The sequence below is a fragment of the Bartonella machadoae genome, assembly GCF_022559585.1.
In the GTDB taxonomy this organism is placed as follows: Bacteria; Pseudomonadota; Alphaproteobacteria; order Rhizobiales; family Rhizobiaceae; genus Bartonella; species Bartonella machadoae.
In genome coordinates, this window is the sequence record NZ_CP087114.1 from 2,032,743 (window position 1) to 2,057,999 (window position 25,257).

Below are 25,257 nucleotides of genomic sequence, written 5' to 3' on the forward strand. Positions count from 1 at the left end.
CGCATTACCTCCAACCTCTTCAGTAACGGACAGACAGACATCATTGCCAACACCGCCACTACACTCTCAATCAACACGAACCTTCACCACCACGTCCTCACGCACCCACGACACCATCACGACGCTCTCCAAACACCTCTTTCACTAACACGGTAACTCTCACCCAGCCAGCCGCCTCACAAATCTTCGTCAAGCACCACATCTTTTGCAACCGCATTTTTTGTAACCGCATTTTTTGTAATCACGGGCACAATTTCAACACGCGAAGTAGCGCATCACCTTTAACCTCACCCCCAGCCTCTCCGGTCACTTGCAGAGGTAAAACCTTCGCAAGAAGCGAAAAAAAAGCACAGGATTATTGAGAGCATGATATTGCAGATAAGAAACCAGCCCATCCTCACCATAGTGCTATCCGCCTTGCTCAGCAGCAGTAAGAAGAGCCTCATTAAACCGCCTTGTTGTTTTATTCAAAGCCCCTTTTTTCCGCCCTCTTCGACGTAAGGGAAGACAATGTTCATCTACCATCATTATATTCCTTCTCATGTAAGACAACGTATTGATTTATAATGATAATTTACTGTTTTGCATATTGAATGAGACCCCCGAATATTGTAAGATTCTCTCAATTCAAATCATATTATGTTCAATCAATTAAAGTCACTTATTTGCACGTCATAAGTGGGGTTGGTGTGTGGGTAAAAAACAGTTTAGAAAGGAGCAAAAATGCCTTTAATGAATCGTCTTAATGCAAGGGCTGTCGCAACATTGGGGGCTGGCAAATATAATGATGGTGCTGGCTTGTTACTTCATAAGCGTAAAGATGGGGGTGCTCAATGGCTTTTACGTTATACCATCCACGGGCGGCGTCGTGAAATGGGATTGGGTGCTTTAAGAAATGTCTCTTTAAAAAAAGCACGTGAATTGGCAACTGAGTGGCGTTCTGTTTTACAAGAAGGTCGTGACCCCATTAAAGAACGTGAAAAGCAAAAACGTGAGGCAATGCGTAATCTTCATTATCTAAAAGATATTGCTTTGGATGCTTTTGAAAGTCGCAAAGCAGAATTAAAAGGAGATGGTAAAAATGGTGAGTGGTTTTCACCTTTAAAACTTCATATCCTCCCTAAATTAGGTTGTATGCCGGTTTCAGAAATTACACAAACCGATATACGCAATACGCTTGCTCCCATCTGGCATACAAAAGCTGGAACAGCTATACAGGCTCTTAATCGCCTCAATATTTGTTTCAAACATGCTGCTGCCTTGGGTTTGGATGTTGATTTACAGGCTACAGAAAAAGCACGCGCGCTCCTAGGAAAACAACGCCATAAAACGCAAAATAGACCTGCAATGGATTGGAAAGATATACCGGCTTTTTACAAAACACTTTGCGAAACAACAACCATGACACATCTAGCTTTGCGTTTACTTATTCTTACAGGTGTTCGTACCTATCCTTTGCGTCATATCCATAAAGATCAAGTTGAAGATGATATATGGACCATCCCTGCTGAAAATATGAAAGGAAGGCTTGATACTACAACAGAGTTTCGCGTACCTTTATCAACAGAAGCATTGGAAATTTTGAAACAAGCGCGTTTGCTGTCTCGTAATGATTTCTTCTTTTCTGCAAAAGGTCGTGGTCCCCTTGCTGATACTTGCATGTCAAAATATATGAAACAAACTGGACTTGATGCTTGTCCCCATGGTTTTCGCTCTAGTTTACGCGATTGGTTAGCTGAAACAACCGATGCCCCTTTTGAGGTCGCAGAAACCATTCTAAGTCATACCGTCGGGGGTAAAGTAGAACGTGCTTATCGTCGTACTGATTATTTAGAACAGCGCCGTGTTTATATGGATAAATGGGCGGCTTATGTCACGAGCAAATCTTAAAAGATGGGGGCTTGTACCCCATTTTTATTCCATTATCTGTGGATAACTTTCTCTCTTCGTTCTCTCATTCCGTTTCAATAAGACTCATAAATTATCAAATGAGAAAATACATCATAAAGTACTGTTTTTTTATGATTAAACTTACTTTCAAATCTCAATAAAATATGGTTAATAAATACTTATGATTTGTTACTCTTTTTAGATTGAAAGGATTTAGTTATGACTGAAAATGATGTTCTTCTTACAGACCGCGAAAGTGCAAAATTATTGCATATAAGCGTTTCAACATTCCGTCGCCATGTCACCAATGGATCTTTACCAAAGCCCTTAAAGTTTGGTTCTTTATCGCGTTGGTTAAAATCGGATCTGATGAATGTGATTGAAAAAGCCAAAACACAACGTCAACATCTCAGTGATGTGGCATAAAAAAACCTTGTCACGTAAGGACGGACAAGGCTTTCTCAAATTATCGTAAATTGAAAATAGCAAAACCCGTCCTGTGACGCAACGTCTAAGGACAAGAAAAATGTATCATTTTATAAATGCTCGGGGCATTACAAATGCCTTGCGGGGTGTCTGGCATGGTGCTTATGGACTAGCCCGCTGCCCTGCCCATGATGATCAAGTGCCTAGTTTAGCTCTATATTCTTTTAAAGAGACCATAGCAGAGCTTTATTTACGCAAGCGTGGTATCACTTGTAACTTGCCTCCCTAGTTTACGCTTTCATAGCAACTGCCCCCATCCCTCTGGGAAAAACATCCCCGCGTTGGTTGCTCTTGTTGAGGGTGGTGGCTCCTTTGCAATCCATAGAACCTTTTTACAAGACAATGGATGCTTGCTGCCCGTGCGCAATGCCAAGGCTTTGAAGTCTTGATGATGCAAGCTCCCCATGGCTCTGACTTCAACATTTTATTATTCAATTATGAAAGCTAAAAAAATGACAAAAAATATTCTAGAAAACAATGAAAATAGTTCTGTAAATAATACTGATAACGATAACACCCCTGTCTCTTTAAAGGAGCATCCCTGTTTACAAGCCATTCCTTATGAACAGGCTTTGCAACAAATGGGATGGGGCGAATTAAAACCGATAAACAAAGCGCTTTTACCGGTTGAACCTTTTCACCCCGAACAAATGCCTTCAACTTTACGAGACTATATTTATGACGTGGCTGAATGCCAACAATCTTCTCTCGATTTTATTGCTGTCTCGGCTCTGTGTGGGTTAGCTGCCCTGATTGGCAATGGAATTCGCATTGCTCCAAAACAAAATACGCACAATTGGAAAATTGTCCCTAATCTATGGGGCGCCATTATCGGGCGATCTGCAACTCTCAAAACACCTGATATGCAAGCCGCTCTCGCTCCTCTTTATTCCTTTCAAAATGAATGGTATCAACAATGGCGTAAACAGAAAAAACAGAAAGAGACAAAAAATCTTCTCATTGAATTAGAGAGACAAGAAAAGAAAAAACAAGCCCGAAAAGCTTTTAAAAATAAAAACAAGCAACAAGCTATCGCTCTTCTTAATGAACCTCTTGAAGATCAAGAAAGTGAGGATGAAACTCTTGTTAAACGACGTCTTCTCGTCAATGATGCAACGGTTGAAAAGCTTGGAGAATTACTGAGAGAAAACCCGCGCGGGTTATTAATGGTCCGCGATGAACTTTCTGGTTTTTTAGCTAATATGGAAAGAAAGGAATATCAGACTGACCGTTCTTTTTATCTAACGGCTTTTAATGGAAATTCTCCTTATACCTATGACCGTATAGAACGTGGAACAATTTATATTCCCAATGCAACACTTTCCATTATAGGAGGCATTCAACCTTCTCGGATTATTCCTATTGTACAAGCGATAAACCGTGGGATAAACGATGATGGTTTATTGCAACGGTTTCAACTGATGGTATGGCCCGATAACAATAAAGAGAGAGAATGGAGGGATGAATATCCCAATCAAAAGGCATGGGAAGCTTATGAAAAAGTGTTTCGTTCGCTTTATGATAAACCGGTAGGATCTTCTCAACATCCAACGACCATGCGTTTTTCTCCCGATGCACAAGAGATGTTTAGTGAGTGGTGGGAAAATCATCAGAAAGCGATCAGAAGGGATGATCTCTCTGAAGCTTTGCAATCCCATTGTGCAAAAATGGACAAAACCATAGTAAGTCTTGCTTTGATTTTTGAACTTGTCGAAGGTGGTCGTTTTGAAATCAATAAAGAAGCCCTTCAAACAGCCTTGCGTTGGGAAACCTATTTGTTAAGTCATGCGAAACGTCTTTATGCGGCGGATGATAGCTTAACAACAGAGCGTGCAAATTTGCTTATAGAGCGTTGTAATTGCTTACCTGAGGTTTTTACTGCTCGTGATATCTACAGACGCTGCTGGACGCATTTAAAAGACAAAGAAGCCGTTAAAACAGCTTTAGATGTTTTATGCCGTTGCAACTATCTTCGTAAAATCTGTGATGACAAGGAGCAAAAAGGCGGTCGTTCTACCATACGCTATGAATGGCATCCTTTGGTAAAAAATCAGAGTATTAAGCAATGAAGAAAGCTCTTTTAAAGCTTCTCAAAACAATTTTGCAAAACTCTTTTCAATGGCATTCTGTTAGGTAACCTTCTGCAAAGGAAATGATCAGAATTCTTTTGTAAAAAGAGTTTTGTCTCTTTTGACAGTTTTGTCTGTTGATTTACCCCCCCTCCTATTTAAAAAAATTGAGAGAAAAAATAAAAACATTCTATTTCAATAGGTTAGCATTATACAAATTTTTGCAATCCAATGCATAAAAGCCATGTGAGTAAGATAGACCATCAGTGATTTGAGTTTTGTCTGTTTTGTCAATTTTTGTCGGTAAATTTTAATAGACAATTGTTATGATATTTTGAGATCATAAAACACTTCGAAACAATCATTTTGATCTCTTAAAACACGATTCGCATTTGTTTTTATTTCCATAAAACGAATAGTAAATTTTACTACTTTGCTGTTTATAGGCTGTTTATAATTGCATCTTGTAAATTTTTTTGACGCATTTGATAGGTTTTCGCGCCATTTTGGTTTATTGGGTACTCGATATTTGTTCTAAATGTATTTATGAAACGCCATTGTGATTTTTTGAGTCTCATAAGGCAATGGAGTTTATTGAATAATGTCTCAATCTCTCAATTCTGATAAGAAACAATCTTCTTTACGCTCTCTCTTACAATCTTATCGTAATAAAGCACAATCGCCCCGTGAATTAGGTACTCTTTTCGAAAACCTTGTCATGGTTTACTTGACCCATGACCCGCTGCAATGCCAAGAATACGAAAAGGTTCAAACCTATTGCGATTGGGCGAAAGAGCGTGGTGAAGATGGTCGGGATATTGGCATTGATTTAGTCGCTAAAATCCGTGATCAAGAAAGCTATGCTGCCATCCAATGCAAATGCTATGACGCCTCTCATTGCATTAAAAAAGAAGATATTGATAGCTTTATTGCTGCCTCTGGGAAAAAGATCTTCTCCCGTCGCATTCTTATCGATAGTACCGAAAATGATTGGAGTGATAATGCTTCTCATACCTGTGAAGGACAAGAAATCCGTATTCAACAGATTAATCTGTTTGATCTCGAAAAAAGTCAAATCGATTGGAGTGCCTTTGAAGAAAAAGGGGATGTTGTTCTTAAAGAGCAAAAGAAGAAAAAGCTTTTAGATCATCAGATAGAAGCACTGGACGCTGTTTGTAAGGGTTTACAAGAAGCAGACCGTGGCAAGCTGATTATGGCTTGTGGAACAGGTAAAACCTTTACAAGTCTTAAGATAGCAGAAACTCTTGCTGGTCAAGGCAAGCGTGTTTTGTTTTTAGTCCCTTCTCTTGCTCTTATGTCACAAACCATCAGAGAATGGACAACAGATGCACAAATCCCATTGCGTTCTTTTGCGGTGTGTTCTGATACACAAGTTGGCAAGCGGCGTAAAAACCAAGAGGATGCTGCTGATTTTGACGCATCTGATCTTGTCCTGCCTGCTACAACAGATGCAAAAGAACTTGCTAGCAAAGCCAATAAGACTTCTCCTAATGTGATGACTGTGGTGTTTTCGACTTATCATTCGATACAAGTGATATCCGATGCACAAAAGAACTATGATTTACCTGAATTTGATCTGATCATCTGTGATGAAGCCCATAGAACTACGGGGACGTCATTAGGAATAGACAATGAATCTGAGTTTATCAAAGTTCATGATAACAGCATTGTTAAGGGCAAAAAACGCCTCTACATGACAGCAACTCCAAAGATCTTTGCTGATAACCAGAAAAGACAAGCCAATGAGGTTAATGCCGTGCTGGCTTCTATGGATGATGAAGATTTCTATGGAAAAACCCTTTATACTTATACCTTCTCAAAAGCCGTTAAGAATGAATTGTTAGCACCTTATAAGATTATTGTCTTGGGTGTTGATGAAGAAGCAGTGACTCAATCAACGCAACATCTTATGACCGATGACAATTATGAACTCCCTCTTGATGATGAAACCAAGCTGATAGGTTGTTACCAAGCTCTGAGTAAAATCGACCTGAAAGTTGATCTTGGTGATGACCCTCATCCCATGCGCCGTGCTTTGGCTTTTTGTAAAGATATTGAAACCTCTCAACACATCTGTAGAGTATTCAATTCTAAAAAACTTCAGAACAAATTGCGTGCTCTTTATGAGAGCCGTAAAGAGACACCTCCTCTTGATTGTACATTTGACCATATTAACGGGTCTTTTAGTGCAAAACGACGCAATGAACTCCTAGATTGGTTAAAAGAAGATGCGGGGGACAATACTTGCCGTGTGTTAACCAATGTTCGTTGTCTCTCAGAAGGTGTGGATGTGCCTGCTCTTGATGCGGTGATGTTTTTACACCCGCGCAATAGCCAAGTGGATGTGATACAAGCAGTGGGGCGTGTTATGCGCCGTGCTCCCAATAAGAAAAGGGGTTATATCATTTTGCCGGTTGGTGTTCCTGCGGGGATTTCTGCTGAACAGGCTTTAAGACACAACAAGAGATACAAGGTTGTTTGGCAAGTGATTAATGCTCTGCTTGCCCATGATGAGAATTTTGAGATAACCCTTAACCAGATGATTTTAGGGCAAGATGTAAGTCATACCCTAGAAATTCTTGCCTTAGACAGTATGACTGCGGTTGAGGATCAACGCTTATTCCCTGAAAAATCAGAACACATGGGACTGGAAATTGAAAACCCAGCCTATAAACCTTCTAAGAGCAATACAGAAGAAAAAAACTACTCCTTTTGTTTTGAATTTCCCAATGCCCTTAAAACACTCCTTGCCAAGAAATTTGCCATTACCGATTATTGGGGTAACTGGGCTGGTAATGTTGCTGAGATTGCGCAAAATCATATCAATCGCCTGCAAAATATGCTTGCTGATGAGACAAGCGAAGCACGCCGTGCGTTTGATGCGTTTCACGAAGAATTAAAAAACAACTTAAACAGTGATATCAAACAAGAGGAAGCGATTGAGATGTTAGCGCAGCATCTTGTCACGCGTCCTGTGTTTGAAGTTTTATTTGATGGCAATCAATTTGTTCAAAACAATGCCATCTCACAAGCAATGGATAAGATCTTAAAGGAATTAGACAAGACAAATATTGAAGAGGAGACAAAAGAGCTTAAAGAATTCTATGAAAGTGTGAAATTACGTGCTTCTGGTATTACCACCCCGCAAGCAAGACAAAATCTCATCATTACTCTTTATGAAAGTTTTTTTGCCAAAGCGTTCAAAAAGACCACGGATAGGCTTGGCATTGTTTATACCCCTGTTGAGGTTGTGGATTTTATTATTCACTCTGTTGATGATGTTTTACGCAAGGAATTTGGCAAGAGCTTGGGATCACGAGGTGTCTCTATTCTTGACCCCTTTACAGGTACCGGTACCTTTATCACAAGGCTTTTGCAATCCAATCTGATAAAATCAGAGGATATGGAATATAAGTTCCGTCATGATATCCATGCCAATGAGATTGTTCTTTTAGCCTATTACATAGCAGCGATTAATATTGAATCAACCTATCATAGTCTTATGAAAGGAGAGTATATCCCCTTTAAGCATATTGGTTTAACCGATACGTTTCAGATGCTTGAAGAGAAAAATCTGCTGCAAAAATTGTTTAAAGAAAACAGTGAATATTTAGAACATCAGAAAAATCTAAATATTGAAGTGATTTTTGGTAATCCTCCTTATTCAACAGGTCAAAAAAGCGCTAATGACAATGCAAAGAACACTCCTTACCCTATATTAGATAAACATATCGGTGAAACTTATACTGCTCATTCAAAAGCAAGTCTTATGCAAGCACTTTATGATAGTTATATTCGTGCTATTCGCTGGGCAAGTGACCGTATAAAAGACCGTGGTATTATTGGTTTTGTTACAAATGCAAGTTTTGTAGATGCAAATTCTATGGATGGCGTGCGAAAATGCCTTGTTAAAGAATTTAGCAGTCTTTATATTTTCCATTTACGTGGTAATCAACGAACCTCTGGAGAACTTTCTCGAAAAGAAGGAGGCAAAGTTTTTGGTTCTGGATCACGAGCTCCTATTGCTATCTCTATTCTCGTAAAAAATCCAAATGCACAACAGCGTGGTAAAATATATTTCTGTGATATTGGAGATTATCTCACGAGGCAAGAAAAGCTTACGATAATTGAGTCCTTTGGTAGTATTGATGGCATTACACGGAGCAAACATGGTTGGCAAATCATTACACCAGACAAACATGGTGATTGGTTTGGTCAAAGGGATGACAGTTTTAATGCATTTTTAGCTATAGGTGTTAAGAAAGGTCATAGTACAAAGCTCTTTGAGACCTATTCTTGTGGTCTAAAAACCAATCGTGATGCATGGGCATATAACTCAAGCCGTGAAGCTTTAGCAAAAAATATGAAGAATATGATTACTTTCTATAATAGCGAAGTAGAACGTTTTAATAATGCTCATCTACATACTGATCATAAAATACGTGCAAAGGCTGTAGATGATTTTGTCAATTCAAATGAGAAGAAGATAAGTTGGAGCCGTGCTATCAAACAACAGTTAGCTAAAGGGAAAATTTTTGAATTTGAAAAAACTTGCCTTACTCAAAGTCTTTACCGTCCTTTTACACAACAGTGGCTCTATTATAATCGTGCTTTCAATGAAATGATTGCCAAAGTTCCCTGTATATTCCCTATAGGACAAACAGTTGAAAATAGGGTAATTCAAATTACAGGTACAGGAGCAATGAAAGATTTTTCTATTATCATGACTGAAACTGTACCTGATTTTCACGCATTAGATACTAGCCAATGCTTTCCACGCTATATTTATGAAGATATTGAGGTTTCAAAAGATAACAACGAAAAACAATCCCATTTATTTGCAAATTCTACAGAAGAAAGCAAAGCTGCTGGTTTACAACGCCGTGATGCCATTACTGATGAGGGACTAGCACATTTTAAAGCTGCTTATCCGAATGAGAACATCACGAAAGATGATATCTTCTATTATGTTTACGGTCTCTTGCATTCAGAAGATTACCGTGCTCGCTATGCTGATAATCTCTCTAAAGAACTCCCTCGCATCCCTTGCGTAAAGAGCACTGAAGATTTCTGGGCATTTGTTAATGCGGGTCGTGAATTAGGTAATTTGCACGTCAATTATGAAACCGTAGAGCCTTATCCCGTGACCTTTAAAAAAGGCAATCCAAAACTTACAGATATCAAGAATCCCGAAAAGTTTTATTACGTTACAGAAATGAAATTCGCAAAAATCAAAAATAGTAAGGAAAAGGATAAGTCTACTGTTATTTACAATAGCAATATCACAATAACAGATATACCTAAGGAAGCTTATGAGTATATCGTAAATGGTAAATCTGCTCTTGAATGGGTTATGGGACGGCAATGTGTAAAAACTGATAAAAAGAGTGGCATTGTTAATGATGCCAATCGCTATGCACTTGAGACCATTGGCAACCCTGCTTATCCATTGGAATTGTTCCAAAGGGTTATTACGGTAAGTTTAGAAACAATGAAGATTGTTAAAAACTTACCAAATCTAGAATTAAGAGAAACTGAATAGACTTATGAACATGCCAATCTTATAAGGGGTATAGATTTATAGCTGTAATCTATACTCTCTTATTAGGTTGCTTACCTATAATCTTAAAAGGAGTGATTTACCATGCGCTCTTCTAAAAAGAGATGATAAGATTTTTTACATTGCCTTTAAAAGATTAACTCGCAATCTCAAATGATGCCTTTCATATCTTTCAAAAGCTCTCTTTAAAAGAGATATGCGTATTAATAGGTTGTATTTATCAAGAGAGATTGTTTTTTGAACAATTGATAAAACGTAATATATTGAAATATAATGTTTTTTGTCTTTTTAGTGTTTTTTTCTTTACAACACAAAGTTTCAAAACTCAAAACCCCGTTCAAATTAATAAATTACTCTTTATAACACGCCTCATAACCATCTCTTGTCTTTTGAAAGGCATTTAAAGAGCCATATGCCCTTTCATAAAACATGGTTTAAACACGCACTCTAATCATAACAATTGTCTATTAAAATTTACTGACAAAATTTGACAAAACAGACAAAATGCGTGTCATTAATTGTCTATATTACTCATATTGCTTTTATACGTGATGTTTCAAAATTTTGAAAAATACTAACCTATTGAAATATAATGTTTTTATTTTATCTCAATTTTTTTAAATGAAAGGGGGGGGGGTAAATTAACTGACAAAACAAACAAAATAGACAAAAGCCCATAAAAAGGTATTTTGATAAGGGTATAAGAATTCAAAATGTTTTCATAACAAATCAAAACCGCATGATCATATTTATCATTTTGTTTTATGAGAATGATGCGGTGGCTATAAGGAATGAATCGAAAAGAGATTTGAATCAAAAGCGCTGATTATAAAGATACGGTCTCTATAAAGCTGTTTAAATTACAAACCTCTTATAAAAAATTCACAAAAATATTCACAAGTTATCTCATAAAAATAATGATGCGTTATAAAGTTAAAAATGGGCATCATAAGAGCGTTTTTAGTTATTATGATGTTTAAAAGAGAAAAATAACGCAATTGCGTAATATAGAGTCAAATATAGGCAATAAAATAGAAAATATTCATAAGCATATGATGCGTATTTATACATAATGGTATAAAAAATAATTATAAAAAACACAAAAAATAATAAAAGATAGTTGACAATAAATACGTATTTTGTTATATAAATACTCAAGTGCTTAACAAACACTAAACAACTAGCGAATAGGTTACGATAAACCTAATCCCTAATATAAAAACTGACTTTCTTTTATGCTATAGAATGCATATAACGATTTTGTCGGGTGTAGTCACATCATATAATACCCTCTTGGGGAAAGTGTGACGACGGGCTAGTTGCCGTGTTTGTTAGCGCCCGGCGCCTTTAAGGTGTCAATAACAAACTTTAACAACTAGGAGACACTAGCTATGAATGCTACTGTTAATAAACAAGCAACATCCAAAAAATATGAATTAACCACTGAAAATTTCACTTTTGATGGAATTACTTTACACCGCATTCGCGCATTAAGAGATTTTGATGATGTAAAGGCTGGTCAATTGGGTGGTTTTATCGAAAATGAAGATAACCTCTCTCATGATGGCAATTGTTGGATTTATGATAATGCCGCGGTTTTTTTGGATGCCAAGCTTTATGAGAATGCTAAAATTTATCAAGAAGCTAAAGTTTTTAGACAAGCCAAGGTTTATGGAAATGCTATTGTAAATGGCAAGGCATGGGTTTTTGATTATAAAGCTCATATTTATGAAAATGCAAAAATTAACGATAACGCTAGGGTCTGTGGTCATGTCTATGGCAATGCCGTTGTAAGTGATAACGCTACTATTGCTGATGGTGCCAAGGTTTATGATAACGCACGGGTTTATGAGAGGGCACATATTTGTGGCTATGTTTTTGGTAATGCCCATGTTTATGGTAAATCACGTATTTATGTGTGGGCACATATTTATGATAATGCCCATGTCTTTTGCAATGCTTGGATTAAGGATTATGCAAGTGTCTATGGCAATGCAAAAGTCTCTGGCTCGGCGCGCGTTGGTTGCTTGGCAAGAATTTATGATAATGCCAAGGTTTATGGTAAATCAAATATCGATCATCATGTAAAAATTTATGGCAATGCCGTGGTTAATAGCCATATCAAAATTCGTGATGATATTTGTACTAATGATCAGTCTCTTAAAGATGCTGCGTAAATAACACCACGGGCGCGGCGGGGGCGCCTCTTATTCAAACTTTCATTCAAAATTTATCAATTATTAGATTAGGAACTTACCTATGAATACTATAACTGTATCCAAAAAATATGAAATTACTAATGAAACCCGTGTTTTTGATAACCATACCCTTTATCGCATCCGCGCATTAAGAGATTTTGATGATGTAAAGGCTGGTCAATTGGGTGGCTTTATCGAAGATGAGAGTAACCTTTCTCATGATGGCAATTGCTGGGTTGCTGATGATGCGTATGTTTTAAAACCCGGTCGTGTTTATGAGAATGCTAGGGTTTATGGCAATGCTGCGGTTGGTGGTTTGGTTTATGGCAATGCCCATGTTTATGATTTTGCCAAGGTTTTTGCCAATGCCCATGTCTATGATAACGCACGAGTTTTTGATAGTGCAAAAATTATTAGTAATGTCCATATTTATGAAAATGCAAGTGCCTATGGCATGGCTATTGTTACTAAAAATGCCTATGGCAATACAAGAGAGAATGTTTATACAGAACGGCTCTCTCCTTATGGAGAAATTTCATTTGTAATGTGTCGTCCATAAAAAAGCTGCATAAATAACACCGCGGGCGCGGCGGGGGCGCCCCTATCTAACTTTCATTCAAAATTTATTAAATATTTAGATTGGGTTTTCTCATGATTAGTACAGTTGTAACTAAAAAATATGAATTAACAAATGAAATCAAAGAAATTTACCAAAATAAGGATGGTAAATTTGTGCCTATAAATCTTTATCGCATTCGCGCATTAAGGGATTTTGATGATGTAAAGGCTGGTCAACTGGGTGGGTTTATCGAAAATGAAAGCAACTTATCACATGATGGGAATTGCTGGGTTTATGATGATGCGTGGGTTGCTGACAATGGCGTTGTGTCTGAAAATGCAAAACTTCGTAATGAAGCTGTTGTTGCTAAACATGCTAAAGCTTATGGGAATGCTGTTATTAGTGATCATGCTAAAGTTTATGGTCATGATACCCATGTTTATGACAATGCCAAGGTTTATGATCATGCTAGTATCTCAGGGAATATGTGGTTTCGAGACAAGGGCTGGGTTTATGGCAAGTGCGTGGTTAGTGATAATGCCAAGGTTTATGGGAATGCCAAGGTTTGTGGTCAAGTTTATGACAATGCCGTGGTTTATGGAAAAGCCTTTATTACTATAGAGGCAAAAATATATGAAAATGCAAAAGTTTTGCATAGTGCTTATGTGAATGGCTCTGTTTATGGCAATGCAAAAGTATCGGGCTCTGCTTATGTAAGTGAGGGTGCTCATATTTTTGAAAATGCTAGGGTTTATGGAAAAGCGGTTATTGAAAAAAATATCAAAATTTATGGCAATGCAAAAATATTTGGAAATGCGTATGTTCGTAATGAAGTAAGTGATGATGTTATAATCAATAATCGTGAAAAAATTATCGAAAATGAAGCAACGTAAATAACAGGCGTTGCGGGGGCGCCTGCTTTCCAAATTCTTTCATTTCAAATTTCATTCTATAAGGATTGTTCCTATGCAAAAGAAATTTGCACTTACAAATGAAACGCGTCTCTTTGGTAATCGCATATTGTATCGCATTCAGGCTTTAAAAAGCTTTTCTGATGTCAAGGCTGGTCAACTCGGTGGTTTTATCGAAAATGAAAATAACCTCTCTCATGATGGCAATTGCTGGGTTTATGGTAATGCTCTGGTTTTAAACTCAGGTCGTGTTTATGAGAATGCTAGGGTCTATCATAACGCTATTATCGCTGGTTATGTCTATGGAAATGCTATCGTTCTTGGTAAATCGATCATTTATGACCATGCTCATGTCTATGGTAATGCACAAATTTATGATCACGCCCGTGTCGTCAATTATGTTCATATTTATGAAAATGCTAATAGTCACGGCATTGTTATGATTTTAGAAAAGACACGTGATGATATTGAAACAAGGTCTTATATCGAATTGCTTTCCAATAATGAAATAAAAATCATCTGGCTGCGTAATAAAGCCTTTTTAAATCTTTAAAGCGCGGCGGTCATTCCCTTTTTCCAACATTTTCCATGCAACTTTTTTCACAAGAGAGATTGTGAGGGGTCTTATGATGTCCAAAAAATACAAACTAACTAATGAAACAAAACAACTGAAAGATAAAATTACACAAAAAATTACAACGCTTTATCGCATTCAGGCTTTAAAAAGCTTTTCTGATGTCAAGGCTGGTCAACTCGGTGGCTTTATTGAAAAGGAAGAAAATCTTTCTCATAACGGTCTTTGCTGGGTTTATGATAATGCATTGGTTTATAAACATGCCCGTGTTTATGACAATGCAAAAATACGAGGCAATGCGCAAATTTGTGGTCTTGTCTATGGCAATGCTCAGGTGCATGATAAGGTGTTTATTTCTCAATATGCAAAAATTTATGACAATGCATTTGTTTATGATAGTGCGCATGTGGCTGGCTATGTTTATGGCAAGGCTCGTGTCTATGGCAATAGTCGCGTTTCAATTGAAGCCCATGTTTATGGCAATGCGCATCTTTTTCATAATAGTTATCTTTTTGAATATGCAAGGCTTTATGGCAACGCTAGAGTGTTAGGCTCTGCTTGTCTTTTTAGCACTGCGCATGTTTATGGCTATGCTGTTGTTAAGAGCCGTGCAAAGATTTATGGCAAGGTTTATGACTATGCAAAAGTGAGTGGCTGTGCGCAAATTTATGGCTCTGTTTATGGAAAAGCTCAGGTTTCTCATACGATCAAGGTCTTTGGTCGTGCTTGTGGGCGTGCAAAACTGAATCGAAAAAGTGAGATAAGAGAGGTTCCCAAAAATAAGGAGGTTAATAAGAGCGATATTCTTATAGAGATTATTGATACTGAAGAATAAACAATAAATGCGGGGGGCGTTGGTTTCATGCCATTTCAAAAGACAAGAGTGCAAAAAAGAAAGCCGTGCCATTTTTACGTGACGCGGCTTTCATGTCTCAACTCTCAATGGAGTTATAAGTACATATATACAAAATGTATTATATTGCAAGCTTTGTATTCGCTTTATAAAAACTTATCCCAAATAATATATATGAAAGCGTTCTTTTAGATCATCACATTTGAATGAAAAAACATGTTAGTTCTGTAATGATTTAAAACCTCTTCATAACAATGCCCTCATTTTTGAGGTGGTCAATTTGAAAGAAAGCACCTTCTCAAAACGCTTTGTAAAGTTATATCAAGTCAATCAAAAGCAAGCGTTGGTTTTTAAAGCAATCTCTCATAAAACAAAAAACAGCTATAGAGCTCTCTTTTAAACATCTGCGTTTAATTATGTTATCTCTCAACTTCTCTCTGCTTATGAAAAAAGGTGCCCTCATTTTTGAGGAGACCCTAATCACTCAATCCAAATTTGGATTAACCTCTTAAAGAACGTTTCAAGTATCTGCATTTGAACAAGCCCTCATATTCAATTGCGTTTTAACAATGCGATTATGTGATAAAAACGTCTTGTAAAATTTATGAGATGTTATGAATGATAACTGCTTTGCATTTTATTTGAATGCTCTCATATGTTATAACATTGGCATCATGATTTGCTTTTTATGCTCTGTTTATAGATGGCTATTGTTTATAAAAAATGATCAATTGAATCGTGCATAAAAGTGTGGATTCATAGGTGGATTCATATAAAATAAATGCACTTAATATACTGATTTTATTGTGTTTTTCTTCATTATCCTCTTTATCATTAAAGAGAAACCCAAGCCTCAGGCACAAAAAATGACATGAAAATCCGTAAGGAAATTTCGAGAGCAACCAGCCATTTAAAAAAATGGGACATAGCCTAAAAGATAAAAAACACGCACAAAGCACAAATCCTCCGCATTATTTTACAGATAAACGTTTTTACGCTTTTACGCTTTTACATCATTACAGAATAAAGCCAAACGAAACCCCCATACCACCATCCCGTGCTGCTCTATCAACACTGGTCTGTCAATAATCTGATTGCTCGTCTATCAGATTCCCCTGCTGATTATTTCATACGGCTATCCCACACTTCAACGAATAGTGTTTCATCAAACACGCTAGGTAAGCTCTGATCTACAATTCGACTTCAAAAAGCAAACATTTCTCTGCGGAATAAAGCTTCCACCCCGCACCGATTTTAAACTATAATCCAACCTGTTAGCCAGTAAATTCCCCTACTAACATCAGATTACCTCCCCTCAAACAACCCTATTTTACGGCATAACAGAGTAAGAAATATTGTAATTTTTCTTGCCAATCTCCTGAAACTACTCTATTGATGGGCTTGTGTTTTTGATCGTCCACGCAACGGTCAAATAGGGAGTTGAAGACCCGAAAACTCGTACATAAATTTATCCCGCTTTGCGGATATCCCGGAATTCCGGGAGTTTTTGCTATGTCCAGGTGCCATGAGTACTAAAAGCAAAAAGCTGATTCGAGTTCAGTATTTTCAACCTCCCGGAATACCAATGCGAGGGCGCTCGCAACCGGAGGGGGGCTTTAAGTGCAAACCAAAAATCCACATTTTATCGACATATTGATAGGTAAAAGAATCCGCCATAGACGCATTTCAATGGGGCTTTCTCAAAAGGAATTAGGAAACCATTGTGGTGTCAGTTTCCAACAAATCCAAAAATACGAAAAAGGCTTCAATCGCGTAAGCGCAGGATGTTTACTAGAAATCGCTCAAAAATTAGAAGTTCCCATGAGTTTTTTTTATGCCGATATTGTAACAAAAGAAGATATTGCGACCAAAGAAAATACCTCATACCATAATCAAGAAACCTACAGCGAAACAGAACAGGCTCTTGTAAAAAACTTTAGAGAGCTCAAAGCGAAAAAACAAAAAGCAATCTTGTGGTTGATTTCTAATTAGACAAAAGAGCACTCATCAATATTATTTGCCAATACCCCCACCCCCCCTTTAAATATAAGCTTCAGATCACGACACCTCAAAGAAGGTTGTCTCATCAGATAAGACGGATAAGCCCTGCCCTAAAATATTCCCCACATACTCTTCTCCAGTCAACGCACTTAACACCCCTCTTCATCCCAGTTTTCCCCTCTCCACTCACAAATGCGTTCCCCTAGTTCTCTGACCACATTGCACACCATTGAATAAAGCTTCCACCCCGCACCGATTTTAAACTATAATCTAACCTGTTAGCCAGTAAATTCCTCTACTAACATCAGATTACCGCCCCTCAAACAACCCTATTTTACGGTATAACAGAGTAAGAAATATTGTAATTTTTCTTGTCACTCTCCTGAAACTACTTTACACCTTAAAGGTAATTTTGGTCGTCCACGCAGCGATCAAGAGGGACAACAAGCCCTAAATCCGAGCGTACAATTGAACCCACTCTTGTGGGCGTCCCGGGATTCCGGGAGTTTTTGCTATGTCCAGGTGCCACAAGCACTAAAAGCAAAAAGCTGACTAGGGTTCAGTACTTTTAACTCCCGGAATACCAATGCGAGGGCGCTCGCAACCGGAGGGGGGCTTTAAGTGCAAACCAAAAATCCACATTTTATCGACATGTTGATAGGTAAAAGAATCCGCCATAGACGCATTTCAATGGGGCTTTCTCAAAAGGAATTAGGAAGCCATTGTGGTGTCAGTTTCCAACAAATCCAAAAATACGAAAAAGGCTTCAATCGCGTAAGCGCAGGATGTTTACTAGAAATCGCTCAAAAATGAGAAGTTCCCATGAGCTTTTTTTATGCCGATATTGTAACAAAAGAAGATATTGCGACAAAAGAAAATACCTCATACCATAATCAAGAAACCTACAGCGAAACAGAACAGGCTCTTGTAAAAAACTTTAGAGAGCTCAAAGCGAAAAAACAAACGGTATAACAGAATAAGAAATATTGTAATTTTTCTTGCCACTCTCCTGAAACTACTTTACACCTTAAAGGTAATTTTGGTCGTCCACGCAACGGTCAAATAGGGAGTTGAAAACCCGAAAACTCGTACATAAATTTATCTCGCTTTGCGGGTATCCCGGGATTCCGGGAGTTTTTGCTATGTCCAGGTGCCACAAGCACTAAAAGCAAAAAGCTGACTAGGGTTCAGTACTTTTAACTCCCGGAATACCAATGCGAGGGCGCTCGCAACCGGAGGGGGGCTTTAAGTGCAAACCAAAAATCCACATTTTATCGACATGTTGATAGGTAAAAGAATCCGCCATAGACGTATTTCAATGGGGCTTTCTCAAAAGGAATTAGGAAGCCATTGTGGTGTCAGTTTCCAACAAATCCAAAAATACGAAAAAGGCTTCAATCGCGTAAGCGCAGGATGTTTACTAGAAATCGCTCAAAAACGAGAAGTTCCCATGAGCTTTTTTTATGCCGATATTGTAACAAAAGAAGATATTGCGACAAAAGAAAATGCCTCATACCATAATCAAGAAACCTACAGCGAAAAAGAACAGGCTCTTGTAAAAAACTTTAGAGAGCTCAAAGCGAAAAAACAAAAAGCAATCTTGTGGTTGATTTCTGATTAGGCAAAAAAGCACTCATCAATATTATTTGCCAATATCCCCCTCTACCGAAAGCCTTGCCCGCCTGATACCACCACATCTCAAAAAATGGTTTACGGCACCAATTTATGACATCATAGGATAACAAACACCAAACCTTTGGAAGAACCCCACCACTTTCACAAAATCTTATCAGAAGATCTCATCTGTTCTAAACGCACAATTCCGATTGTGTCATTGAGCTTTTTTTATGCCGATATTGTAACAAAAGAAGATACCTCATACCATAATCAAGAAACCTACAGCGAAACAGAACAGGCTCTTGTAAAAAACTTTAGAGAGCTCAAAGCGAAAAAACAAACGGTATAACAGAATAAGAAATATTTTAATTTTTCTTGCCAATCTCCTGAAACTACTTTACACCTTAAAGGTAATTTTGGTCGTCCACGCAGCGATCAAGAGGGATTAAAGGTCCTAAATCCGAGCGTACAATTGAACCCACTCTTGTGGGCGTCCCGGGATTCCGGGAGTTTTTGCTATGTCCAGGTGCCACAAGCACTAAAAGCAAAAAGCTGACTCGGATTCAGTACCTTTAACTCCCGGAATACCAATGCGAGGGCGCTCGCAACCGGAGGGGGCTTTAAGTGCAAACCAAAAATCCACATTTTATCGACATGTTGATAGGTAAAAGAATCCGCCATAGACGTATTTCAATGGGGCTTTCTCAAAAGGAATTAGGAAACCATTGTGGTGTCAGTTTCCAACAAATCCAAAAATACGAAAAAGGCTTCAATCGTGTAAGCGCAGGATGTTTACTAGAAATCGCTCAAAAATTAGAAGTTCCCATGAGCTTTTTTTATGCCGATATTGTAACAAAAGAAGATATTGCGACAAAAGAAAATACCTCACACCATAATCAAGAAACTTATAGCGAAAAAGAACAGGCTCTTGTAAAAAACTTTAGAGAGCTCAAAGCGAAAAAACAAAAAGCAGTTCTGTGGTTGATTTCTGATTAGGCAAAAGAGCACTCATCAATATTATTTGCCAATATCCCCCTCTACCGAAAGCCTTGCCCGCCTGATACCACCACATCTCAAAAAATGGTTTACGGCACCAATTTATGACATCATAGGATAACAAACACCAAACCTTTGGAAGAACCCCACCACTTTCACAAAATCTTATCAGAAGGTCTCATCTGTTCTAAACGCACAATTCCGATTGTGTCATTATGACACTCATTTAGATTGACCTTGTTAACTTTTTATATTCTTCTTTCCCTTATCTCTTTATCATTATCTCCCTCTTTATTTTATTATCCCCCTCTTTATCTTACTATCCCCCTTTTTATCTTACTATCCCCCTTTTTATCTTACTATTACTGCGCAGCCTTTCGTGACATTTACATTTTTAAAGGGCGTCATTTTAAGACGGCCCTTTTAAAGAGCCATCATTTTCAAACAGTCTTTTTCGAAGCCCTTCCTTTTCATTCCTTTCAAGACTCTTGTTCATTCTTTTCTAGATTCTTGGGGTTCTTTTTTCTCTGTGTCTTATTTGCTAGGAAGGAATACCAACTTCTCTCCTTCTTTGGCAATTTTCACGGTTGATTCATCGTGAATTTTTCCAAATAAGATCTTTTCCGCGAGCGGATCTTGTATTTCTTTTTGGATAATGCGTTTGAGGGGACGTGCACCATAAAGGGGATCATAACCTTTATCAGCAAGGAATTGTCGTACTTCTGGTTCAATCTGCAACGTTATTTTGCGTTCATTGAGCAAATTTTGCAAATGTTGTATCTGAATATCAACGATTGCCTCCATATCGTGACGTTGCAACCTTTGAAAGAGAATAATCTCATCAATACGATTGAGAAATTCAGGACGAAAAGCAGCCTTTACCACATTCATAACATCATTTTTTGCCTGATCTGTTGATTGCCCTTCAGGCAGAGCGGTTAAAAACTCAGCCCCAAGATTTGAGGTCATAATCAACAAGGTATTGCGAAAATCCACAGTCCGTCCTTGACTATCGGTCAAGCGCCCCTCATCCAAGACCTGGAGCAAGAGATTAAAAATATCAGGATGGGCTTTTTCAATTTCATCAAAGAGAATGACCTGATAAGGTCTTCTGCGAACCGCTTCGGTAAGCACTCCTCCTTCTTCATATCCGACATATCCAGGCGGTGCACCAATCAAACGTGCTCCAGCGTGCTTTTCCATATATTCAGACATATCAATGCGCAACATGGCATTGGAATCTTGGAAAAGAAACGCTGCGAGAGCTTTGGTTAATTCGGTTTTTCCCACACCGGTAGGTCCCAAAAACATGAAAGAACCGAGAGGGCGATTGGGGTCTTGCAGCCCCGCGCGTGCACGCCGTACAGCACGAGCGATAGCTTGCACAGCTTCTCTCTGCCCAACCACACGGGTACTAATTTCATCTTCCATCCGCAACAGTGCTTCTCGTTCTGCTTCAAGCATCCGATCAACGGGAATTCCCGTCCAGCGTGAAACAATCCGCGCGATATGTTCAGCCGTAACGGTTTCTTCCACCAAATGATTTTGTTGATCATCATTTTCCGCCATACTCAATTGTTTTTCGAGCTGCGGAATAACACTATAGGCTAATTCTCCAGCGCGTTGGAATTGACCATCACGTTGTGCTATCGCCAAAGCATTGCGTGCTTCTTCCAACTGTTTTTTCAAATCGGCGGCATGCCCTAATTTTTGTTTTTCAGCCTGCCAAGCGGTTGTCATTTCCGCAGACTGCTGTTCCAATATTTTCAGTTCATCCTGCACGGATTGCAAACGTGTTTTTGCCGTTGGCTCCACATCTGTTTTCAAAGCTTCGCGTTCAATTTTCAACTGTAAGATACGCCGATCAAGGGCGTCGAGTTCTTCCGGTTTTGAATCGACCTGCATGCGCAAGCGTGCGGCTGCTTCATCAATAAGATCAATGGCTTTATCAGGTAAGAAGCGATCCGTAATATAACGGTTAGACAACCTTGCCGCCGCAACCAAAGCACTATCCGCCAAGCGCACTTTGTGATGTTGTTCGTATTTTTCTTTGATACCGCGCAAAATAGAGATTGTATCCTCCAGCGTTGGTTCCGGCACAAAGACAGGCTGGAAACGGCGAGCAAGAGCGGCATCTTTTTCCACATATTTGCGATATTCATCAAGTGTGGTTGCGCCCACACAATGGAGTTCACCACGCGCTAAAGCAGGTTTAAGCAAGTTAGAAGCATCCATAGGACCATCGGATTTTCCAGCACCAACGAGATTATGCAATTCATCAATAAACAGAATGATCTGTCCATTTTCAGCTTGCACCTCAGCCAGCACGGCTTTAAGGCGTTCTTCAAATTCTCCGCGATATTTTGCCCCCGCAATAAGCGCACCCATATCAAGGGCATAGAGCTGCTTATCGCGCAAAGTTTCTGGTACATCACCATTGACAATACGCAAAGCCAAACCTTCAACGATAGCGGTTTTTCCCACCCCAGGCTCACCGATCAATACGGGATTATTTTTGGTGCGCCGTGAAAGCACTTGAATGGTACGACGAATTTCTTCTTCTCGGCCAATGACGGGGTCCAATTTTCCTTCGCGAGCGTCTTTTGTCAAATCGCGGGCATATTTTTTCAAAGCCTCATATTGGCTTTCCGCATGGGGGCTTGTTGCGGTTTTTCCCTTACGCAAATCATTAATGACTTGATTAAGCGCTTGAGGGGTAAGCCCCCCCTTTGTTAAAATATCAGCAGTTTTAGCAGATTTTTCCATAAGCAGCGCTTGCAGCATCCGCTCCACAGTTACAAACTGATCACCAGCCTTTTGTGCCACATCTTCCGCCATGGTAAAAACCTTTGCCAATGGCTGCGATAAATATAGCTGCCCATTTCCGCCTTGCACTTTTGGCAAAGCCTCTAGAGATTCTTTGAGTGCCTTTTGAATGAGAGAGAGATCACCACCGGCTCTTTGAATGAGAGACGCCGCCAACCCTTGCGGATCCTCTAACAACACTTTGAGGAAATGTTCCGGCAAAAACTGTTGATGGTCAGAAGAGAGAGCATTATTTTGTGCTGTTTGCAAAAAGCCCTGTAACCGTTCACTATATTTTTCCAAATTCATTTTTTTTCCTTACCCTAACCACCACACTTTATGCCCCAAGCCACCCGCTAAGGACCACCCAAACCATGCAAACACCCGAAACGAAGCAGCATGAAGAAAGGCTCTCGTCTTTCATTTAAGTCTTTAAAACGCATATGGGTTCTCACAAGCTCCATAGCAAGAGGGCAACGCGAATAGATTCTCATTTTTCAATAAAACCGGTGCTTTTCTACTCTGTGCCTATGTGCTCCTCACTCACCCCACCGCAAGGCACCCCCTTTCAAACATCCTCATGAAGCATACAACCACACCGCGAGAAAGAAAGTAGAAACACCTCTTTCCCATTATGTCCTTTCCATTGTTCCCTACCATCTTTACACTTATGAAGGTGCAAACTGGCACCATCTACGCTTTACCGGTCGCCAATGTTGCCACAGCCCTTGGTCTTTAGATGACGATTCATAACAGGTATTTTTACGCCTTTTGTAATCCACACTTTAACCCCACTTGTGGTGTGCAAGGAGATGGTTTGATTCATTCAACATCAGCAGATTTGAAATGATAAATTATCATTATAAATCAATGTGTTATTTCACTAAGAAAACAATATCTTACACCATATTCTTTAGCATAAAAATCTTTCTATAAATAAGGTATTTATCATTTTGTATCTTAACAAATAGCAAAGATATGTTTATGCACTTCCATTACTTTATGGGACTCTAAAGAGGCTAAATATGCAGCGTATGAAAAGCGTGCTCTTAATATTTCTAGTTTTTCTCCTCAGTCAACCAAGCTATGCACTTTCTTCTGATAGAATGGCTACGATAGAACACATATGGCCTAACAAGATGCTTTTTGATCATCTCTCTTTCTTTCAGCAAATAACGCATGCGAGTGATTCTCGTTCCACCTATTTTTGGGGCAACCAATTTCAGTTTCAAAACGGGAAAAATGGTTATATTGGTTTCTCAAAAAAAGATACGCACACTATTCACTTTTCCATCGAGAATGCCTTGGGATGGAAAGAGGGTAAATGTAAAAATGTTACCAAAAAAAGTCTAAGAGTGCGCTGTGCCGTTTCATTACCGTGGAAAATAGGGCGTCGTTATCAATTTGATATTTCCAAGTCTAGCAATCTTGTTACAGCTACAGTGACCGATCTTATCGCGAAAAAAACAATAAAGATAGGGACCATTGCCGTTCCCAATACATTTGGCAAATTTTATAAATCGTTAAGCTTTGTTAAACATCATACGCGTGGAAAAAAAGAGCTCTTATCCTGTTTCGCATTAGGAGCACAAAGTTCGATTTTTCTCAATCCTACCGGCAACAACACAATCAAAGCAAGGTTAAAGGCCTCGCATCAAGGCAGATGTGATGATCCTTATGTTGTGCAAACATTTTGTCAGATCGATAGTTGCATTAATAATATCAATGATCTTGGCGGCTTACCCTCCCCCAAAGCACCAAAACTCATCATTGCCAACAAGAAAGATCTCTTAGCACAAACTCTTTTGAATACCTTAAAAAAAGAGGAAATGATTGCGGTTCGTCTTCAAGACAACCATTGGGCGCCTAAGATTTTTTTCCCCCCAGCAGGTCCATTAGAGAATAAGTTAATTTTTGTCGACAACCAAGCCCCCTATGACACTTTCCTTGATATCGATGGCACCACACAAAAGATCATCAAAGGGCAGCAAATAATGTATATCTCTGATGGTAAGAGATGGAAAATTATGCAACATCGCTAAATGATTTTTCTTTTCAAGGAGAAAAAACTAAAAACACTGCTTTGCAAGCCTAAAAGTACAAACAGTGAACTGAGTCTGCAGCCTTTATCTCTCTGCGTCTTTTTATTTTTTCCCATTCTTCTTTTCCAACCTGATTTTTTATGCGCAAGAGAAAGGATGCTTTTACCTTCAAAAAAATCCTCCAGAGACTCTTTGAATGTCTTCTGAATAAGAGAGAAATCACCACCGGCTCGGCTCTTTGAACCGGCGCTTTGAATGAGAGACGCCACCAACCCTTGCAGATCCTCACACAACACTTTGAGGAAATGTTTCGGCAAAAGCTGGTGATGGTCAGAAGAGAGCATTCTTTCACACTGTTTACCCCCCCCCTATAACCGTTTGCTCTCTTTTGCCAAGTTTATTTTTTCCTTACCCTAATCACCACACTTTATGCCCCAAGCCACCTGCTAAGAACCAATCAAACCATGCAAGATACCACAAACAAAACAACATGAAGAACAGCTTTCGTCTTTCATCAAGTCTTTAAAATGCATGTGAGTTCTCACTCACCCTATAGCAAGAGGGCAACACGAACAGATTATCATTTTTCAATAAAATGGAAACTTTCCCTACATCTCAACCAAACTCTCATCCCCTATACTTCACTCTTAAAACCTAAATTTTCAAAGCAGAAAG

16 protein-coding genes and 3 pseudogenes are annotated in these 25,257 nt (G+C 38.7%); 15 read left to right on the forward strand and 4 right to left on the reverse strand.

Going from position 1 to position 25,257, the window contains the following annotated elements:
- Window positions 1–97: 97 nt before the first annotated feature.
- Both LNM86_RS12770 and LNM86_RS09560 read right to left on the reverse strand, forming a co-directional pair.
- On the reverse strand, window positions 98–232 hold the full coding sequence (locus LNM86_RS12770) for a hypothetical protein (RefSeq protein ID WP_256460927.1): 135 nt from the start codon (window positions 230–232) through the stop codon (window positions 98–100).
- Window positions 177–525: pseudogene (locus tag LNM86_RS09560) on the reverse strand (hypothetical protein). The gene LNM86_RS12770 and the pseudogene LNM86_RS09560 overlap by 56 nt, the downstream one beginning before the upstream one ends.
- 198 nt (window positions 526–723) lie before the next feature.
- On the opposite strand from LNM86_RS09560, the gene LNM86_RS09565 reads away from it, so the two are divergent.
- The 14 genes and pseudogenes from LNM86_RS09565 to LNM86_RS09630 all read left to right on the forward strand — a co-directional run bounded on the left by LNM86_RS09565 (window position 724) and on the right by LNM86_RS09630 (window position 19,735).
- Window positions 724–1,890, forward strand: a complete 1,167-nt coding sequence (locus tag LNM86_RS09565; protein ID WP_241437374.1) for a tyrosine-type recombinase/integrase — start codon at window positions 724–726, stop codon at window positions 1,888–1,890.
- 219 nt (window positions 1,891–2,109) lie between these two features.
- Window positions 2,110–2,316 (forward strand): helix-turn-helix transcriptional regulator, encoded by a 207-nt coding sequence (locus LNM86_RS09570; RefSeq protein WP_241437493.1) that lies wholly within the window; start codon window positions 2,110–2,112, stop codon window positions 2,314–2,316.
- A gap of 100 nt (window positions 2,317–2,416) precedes the next feature.
- A pseudogene (locus LNM86_RS09575) lies at window positions 2,417–2,756 on the forward strand (DUF7146 domain-containing protein); the annotation flags it as partial.
- A 72-nt stretch (window positions 2,757–2,828) separates the two neighbouring features.
- Entirely contained in the window at window positions 2,829–4,445 is a 1,617-nt protein-coding gene (locus LNM86_RS09580; RefSeq protein ID WP_241437372.1) for a YfjI family protein, read from the forward strand.
- A 601-nt stretch (window positions 4,446–5,046) separates the two neighbouring features.
- On the forward strand, window positions 5,047–10,008 hold the full coding sequence (locus LNM86_RS09585) for a DEAD/DEAH box helicase (protein WP_241437494.1): 4,962 nt from the start codon (window positions 5,047–5,049) through the stop codon (window positions 10,006–10,008).
- A 1,409-nt stretch (window positions 10,009–11,417) separates the two neighbouring features.
- Window positions 11,418–12,203: an LbetaH domain-containing protein gene (locus tag LNM86_RS09590; RefSeq protein WP_241437495.1), complete on the forward strand. Its 786-nt coding sequence runs from the start codon at window positions 11,418–11,420 to the stop codon at window positions 12,201–12,203.
- 82 nt (window positions 12,204–12,285) lie between these two features.
- Window positions 12,286–12,783 (forward strand): hypothetical protein, encoded by a 498-nt coding sequence (locus LNM86_RS09595; RefSeq protein WP_241437496.1) that lies wholly within the window; start codon window positions 12,286–12,288, stop codon window positions 12,781–12,783.
- A 92-nt stretch (window positions 12,784–12,875) separates the two neighbouring features.
- Window positions 12,876–13,676, forward strand: a complete 801-nt coding sequence (locus LNM86_RS09600) for a hypothetical protein (protein WP_241437497.1) — start codon at window positions 12,876–12,878, stop codon at window positions 13,674–13,676.
- Between the two features lie 73 nt (window positions 13,677–13,749).
- Window positions 13,750–14,247 carry a hypothetical protein gene (locus LNM86_RS09605; protein WP_241437498.1) on the forward strand — a complete coding sequence of 166 codons (498 nt, stop codon included), beginning with the start codon at window positions 13,750–13,752 and terminating at the stop codon, window positions 14,245–14,247.
- 76 nt (window positions 14,248–14,323) lie between these two features.
- The gene (locus tag LNM86_RS09610; protein ID WP_241438981.1) at window positions 14,324–15,103 is read left to right on the forward strand and encodes a hypothetical protein; all 780 of its coding nucleotides are present in this window, start codon (window positions 14,324–14,326) and stop codon (window positions 15,101–15,103) included.
- Window positions 15,104–16,741: 1,638 nt separating this feature from the next.
- On the forward strand, window positions 16,742–17,113 hold the full coding sequence (locus LNM86_RS09615) for a helix-turn-helix domain-containing protein (protein ID WP_241437499.1): 372 nt from the start codon (window positions 16,742–16,744) through the stop codon (window positions 17,111–17,113).
- 630 nt (window positions 17,114–17,743) lie between these two features.
- Window positions 17,744–18,094: pseudogene (locus tag LNM86_RS09620) on the forward strand (helix-turn-helix domain-containing protein).
- A gap of 277 nt (window positions 18,095–18,371) precedes the next feature.
- On the forward strand, window positions 18,372–18,743 hold the full coding sequence (locus LNM86_RS09625) for a helix-turn-helix domain-containing protein (RefSeq protein ID WP_241437500.1): 372 nt from the start codon (window positions 18,372–18,374) through the stop codon (window positions 18,741–18,743).
- 620 nt (window positions 18,744–19,363) lie between these two features.
- A complete protein-coding gene (locus LNM86_RS09630; RefSeq protein WP_241437501.1) occupies window positions 19,364–19,735 on the forward strand; it encodes a helix-turn-helix domain-containing protein in 372 nt (123 codons plus the stop codon).
- 534 nt (window positions 19,736–20,269) lie between these two features.
- Here the strand turns inward: LNM86_RS09630 and clpB are convergent.
- Window positions 20,270–22,849, reverse strand: coding sequence for an ATP-dependent chaperone ClpB (gene clpB / locus LNM86_RS09635; RefSeq protein ID WP_241437502.1), 2,580 nt, complete (start codon window positions 22,847–22,849; stop codon window positions 20,270–20,272).
- Between the two features lie 716 nt (window positions 22,850–23,565).
- Here clpB and LNM86_RS09640 point away from each other — a divergent pair.
- Window positions 23,566–24,582 (forward strand): hypothetical protein, encoded by a 1,017-nt coding sequence (locus tag LNM86_RS09640; protein ID WP_241437503.1) that lies wholly within the window; start codon window positions 23,566–23,568, stop codon window positions 24,580–24,582.
- Here LNM86_RS09640 and LNM86_RS09645 read toward each other — a convergent pair.
- Window positions 24,579–24,926 (reverse strand): hypothetical protein, encoded by a 348-nt coding sequence (locus LNM86_RS09645; protein WP_241437504.1) that lies wholly within the window; start codon window positions 24,924–24,926, stop codon window positions 24,579–24,581. The genes LNM86_RS09640 and LNM86_RS09645 overlap by 4 nt on opposite strands.
- Between the last annotated feature and the right edge of the window lie 331 nt (window positions 24,927–25,257).

Bases quoted from the DNA above. Each gene is read 5' to 3' on its own strand.
- LNM86_RS09595 (WP_241437496.1), top strand. From the start codon at position 12,286: ATGAATACTATAACTGTATCCAAAAAATATGAAATTACTAATGAAACC.
- LNM86_RS09565 (WP_241437374.1), top strand. From the start codon at position 724: ATGCCTTTAATGAATCGTCTTAATGCAAGGGCTGTCGCAACATTGGGG.
- LNM86_RS09605 (WP_241437498.1), top strand. From the start codon at position 13,750: ATGCAAAAGAAATTTGCACTTACAAATGAAACGCGTCTCTTTGGTAAT.
- LNM86_RS09590 (WP_241437495.1), top strand. From the start codon at position 11,418: ATGAATGCTACTGTTAATAAACAAGCAACATCCAAAAAATATGAATTA.
- LNM86_RS09580 (WP_241437372.1), top strand. From the start codon at position 2,829: ATGACAAAAAATATTCTAGAAAACAATGAAAATAGTTCTGTAAATAAT.
- LNM86_RS09600 (WP_241437497.1), top strand. From the start codon at position 12,876: ATGATTAGTACAGTTGTAACTAAAAAATATGAATTAACAAATGAAATC.
- LNM86_RS09610 (WP_241438981.1), top strand. From the start codon at position 14,324: ATGTCCAAAAAATACAAACTAACTAATGAAACAAAACAACTGAAAGAT.
- LNM86_RS09645 (WP_241437504.1), bottom strand. From the start codon at position 24,926: ATGCTCTCTTCTGACCATCACCAGCTTTTGCCGAAACATTTCCTCAAA.
- LNM86_RS09640 (WP_241437503.1), top strand. From the start codon at position 23,566: ATGCAGCGTATGAAAAGCGTGCTCTTAATATTTCTAGTTTTTCTCCTC.
- LNM86_RS09570 (WP_241437493.1), top strand. From the start codon at position 2,110: ATGACTGAAAATGATGTTCTTCTTACAGACCGCGAAAGTGCAAAATTA.
- LNM86_RS09585 (WP_241437494.1), top strand. From the start codon at position 5,047: ATGTCTCAATCTCTCAATTCTGATAAGAAACAATCTTCTTTACGCTCT.
- LNM86_RS12770 (WP_256460927.1), bottom strand. From the start codon at position 232: ATGCGGTTACAAAAAATGCGGTTGCAAAAGATGTGGTGCTTGACGAAG.
- clpB (WP_241437502.1), bottom strand. From the start codon at position 22,849: ATGAATTTGGAAAAATATAGTGAACGGTTACAGGGCTTTTTGCAAACA.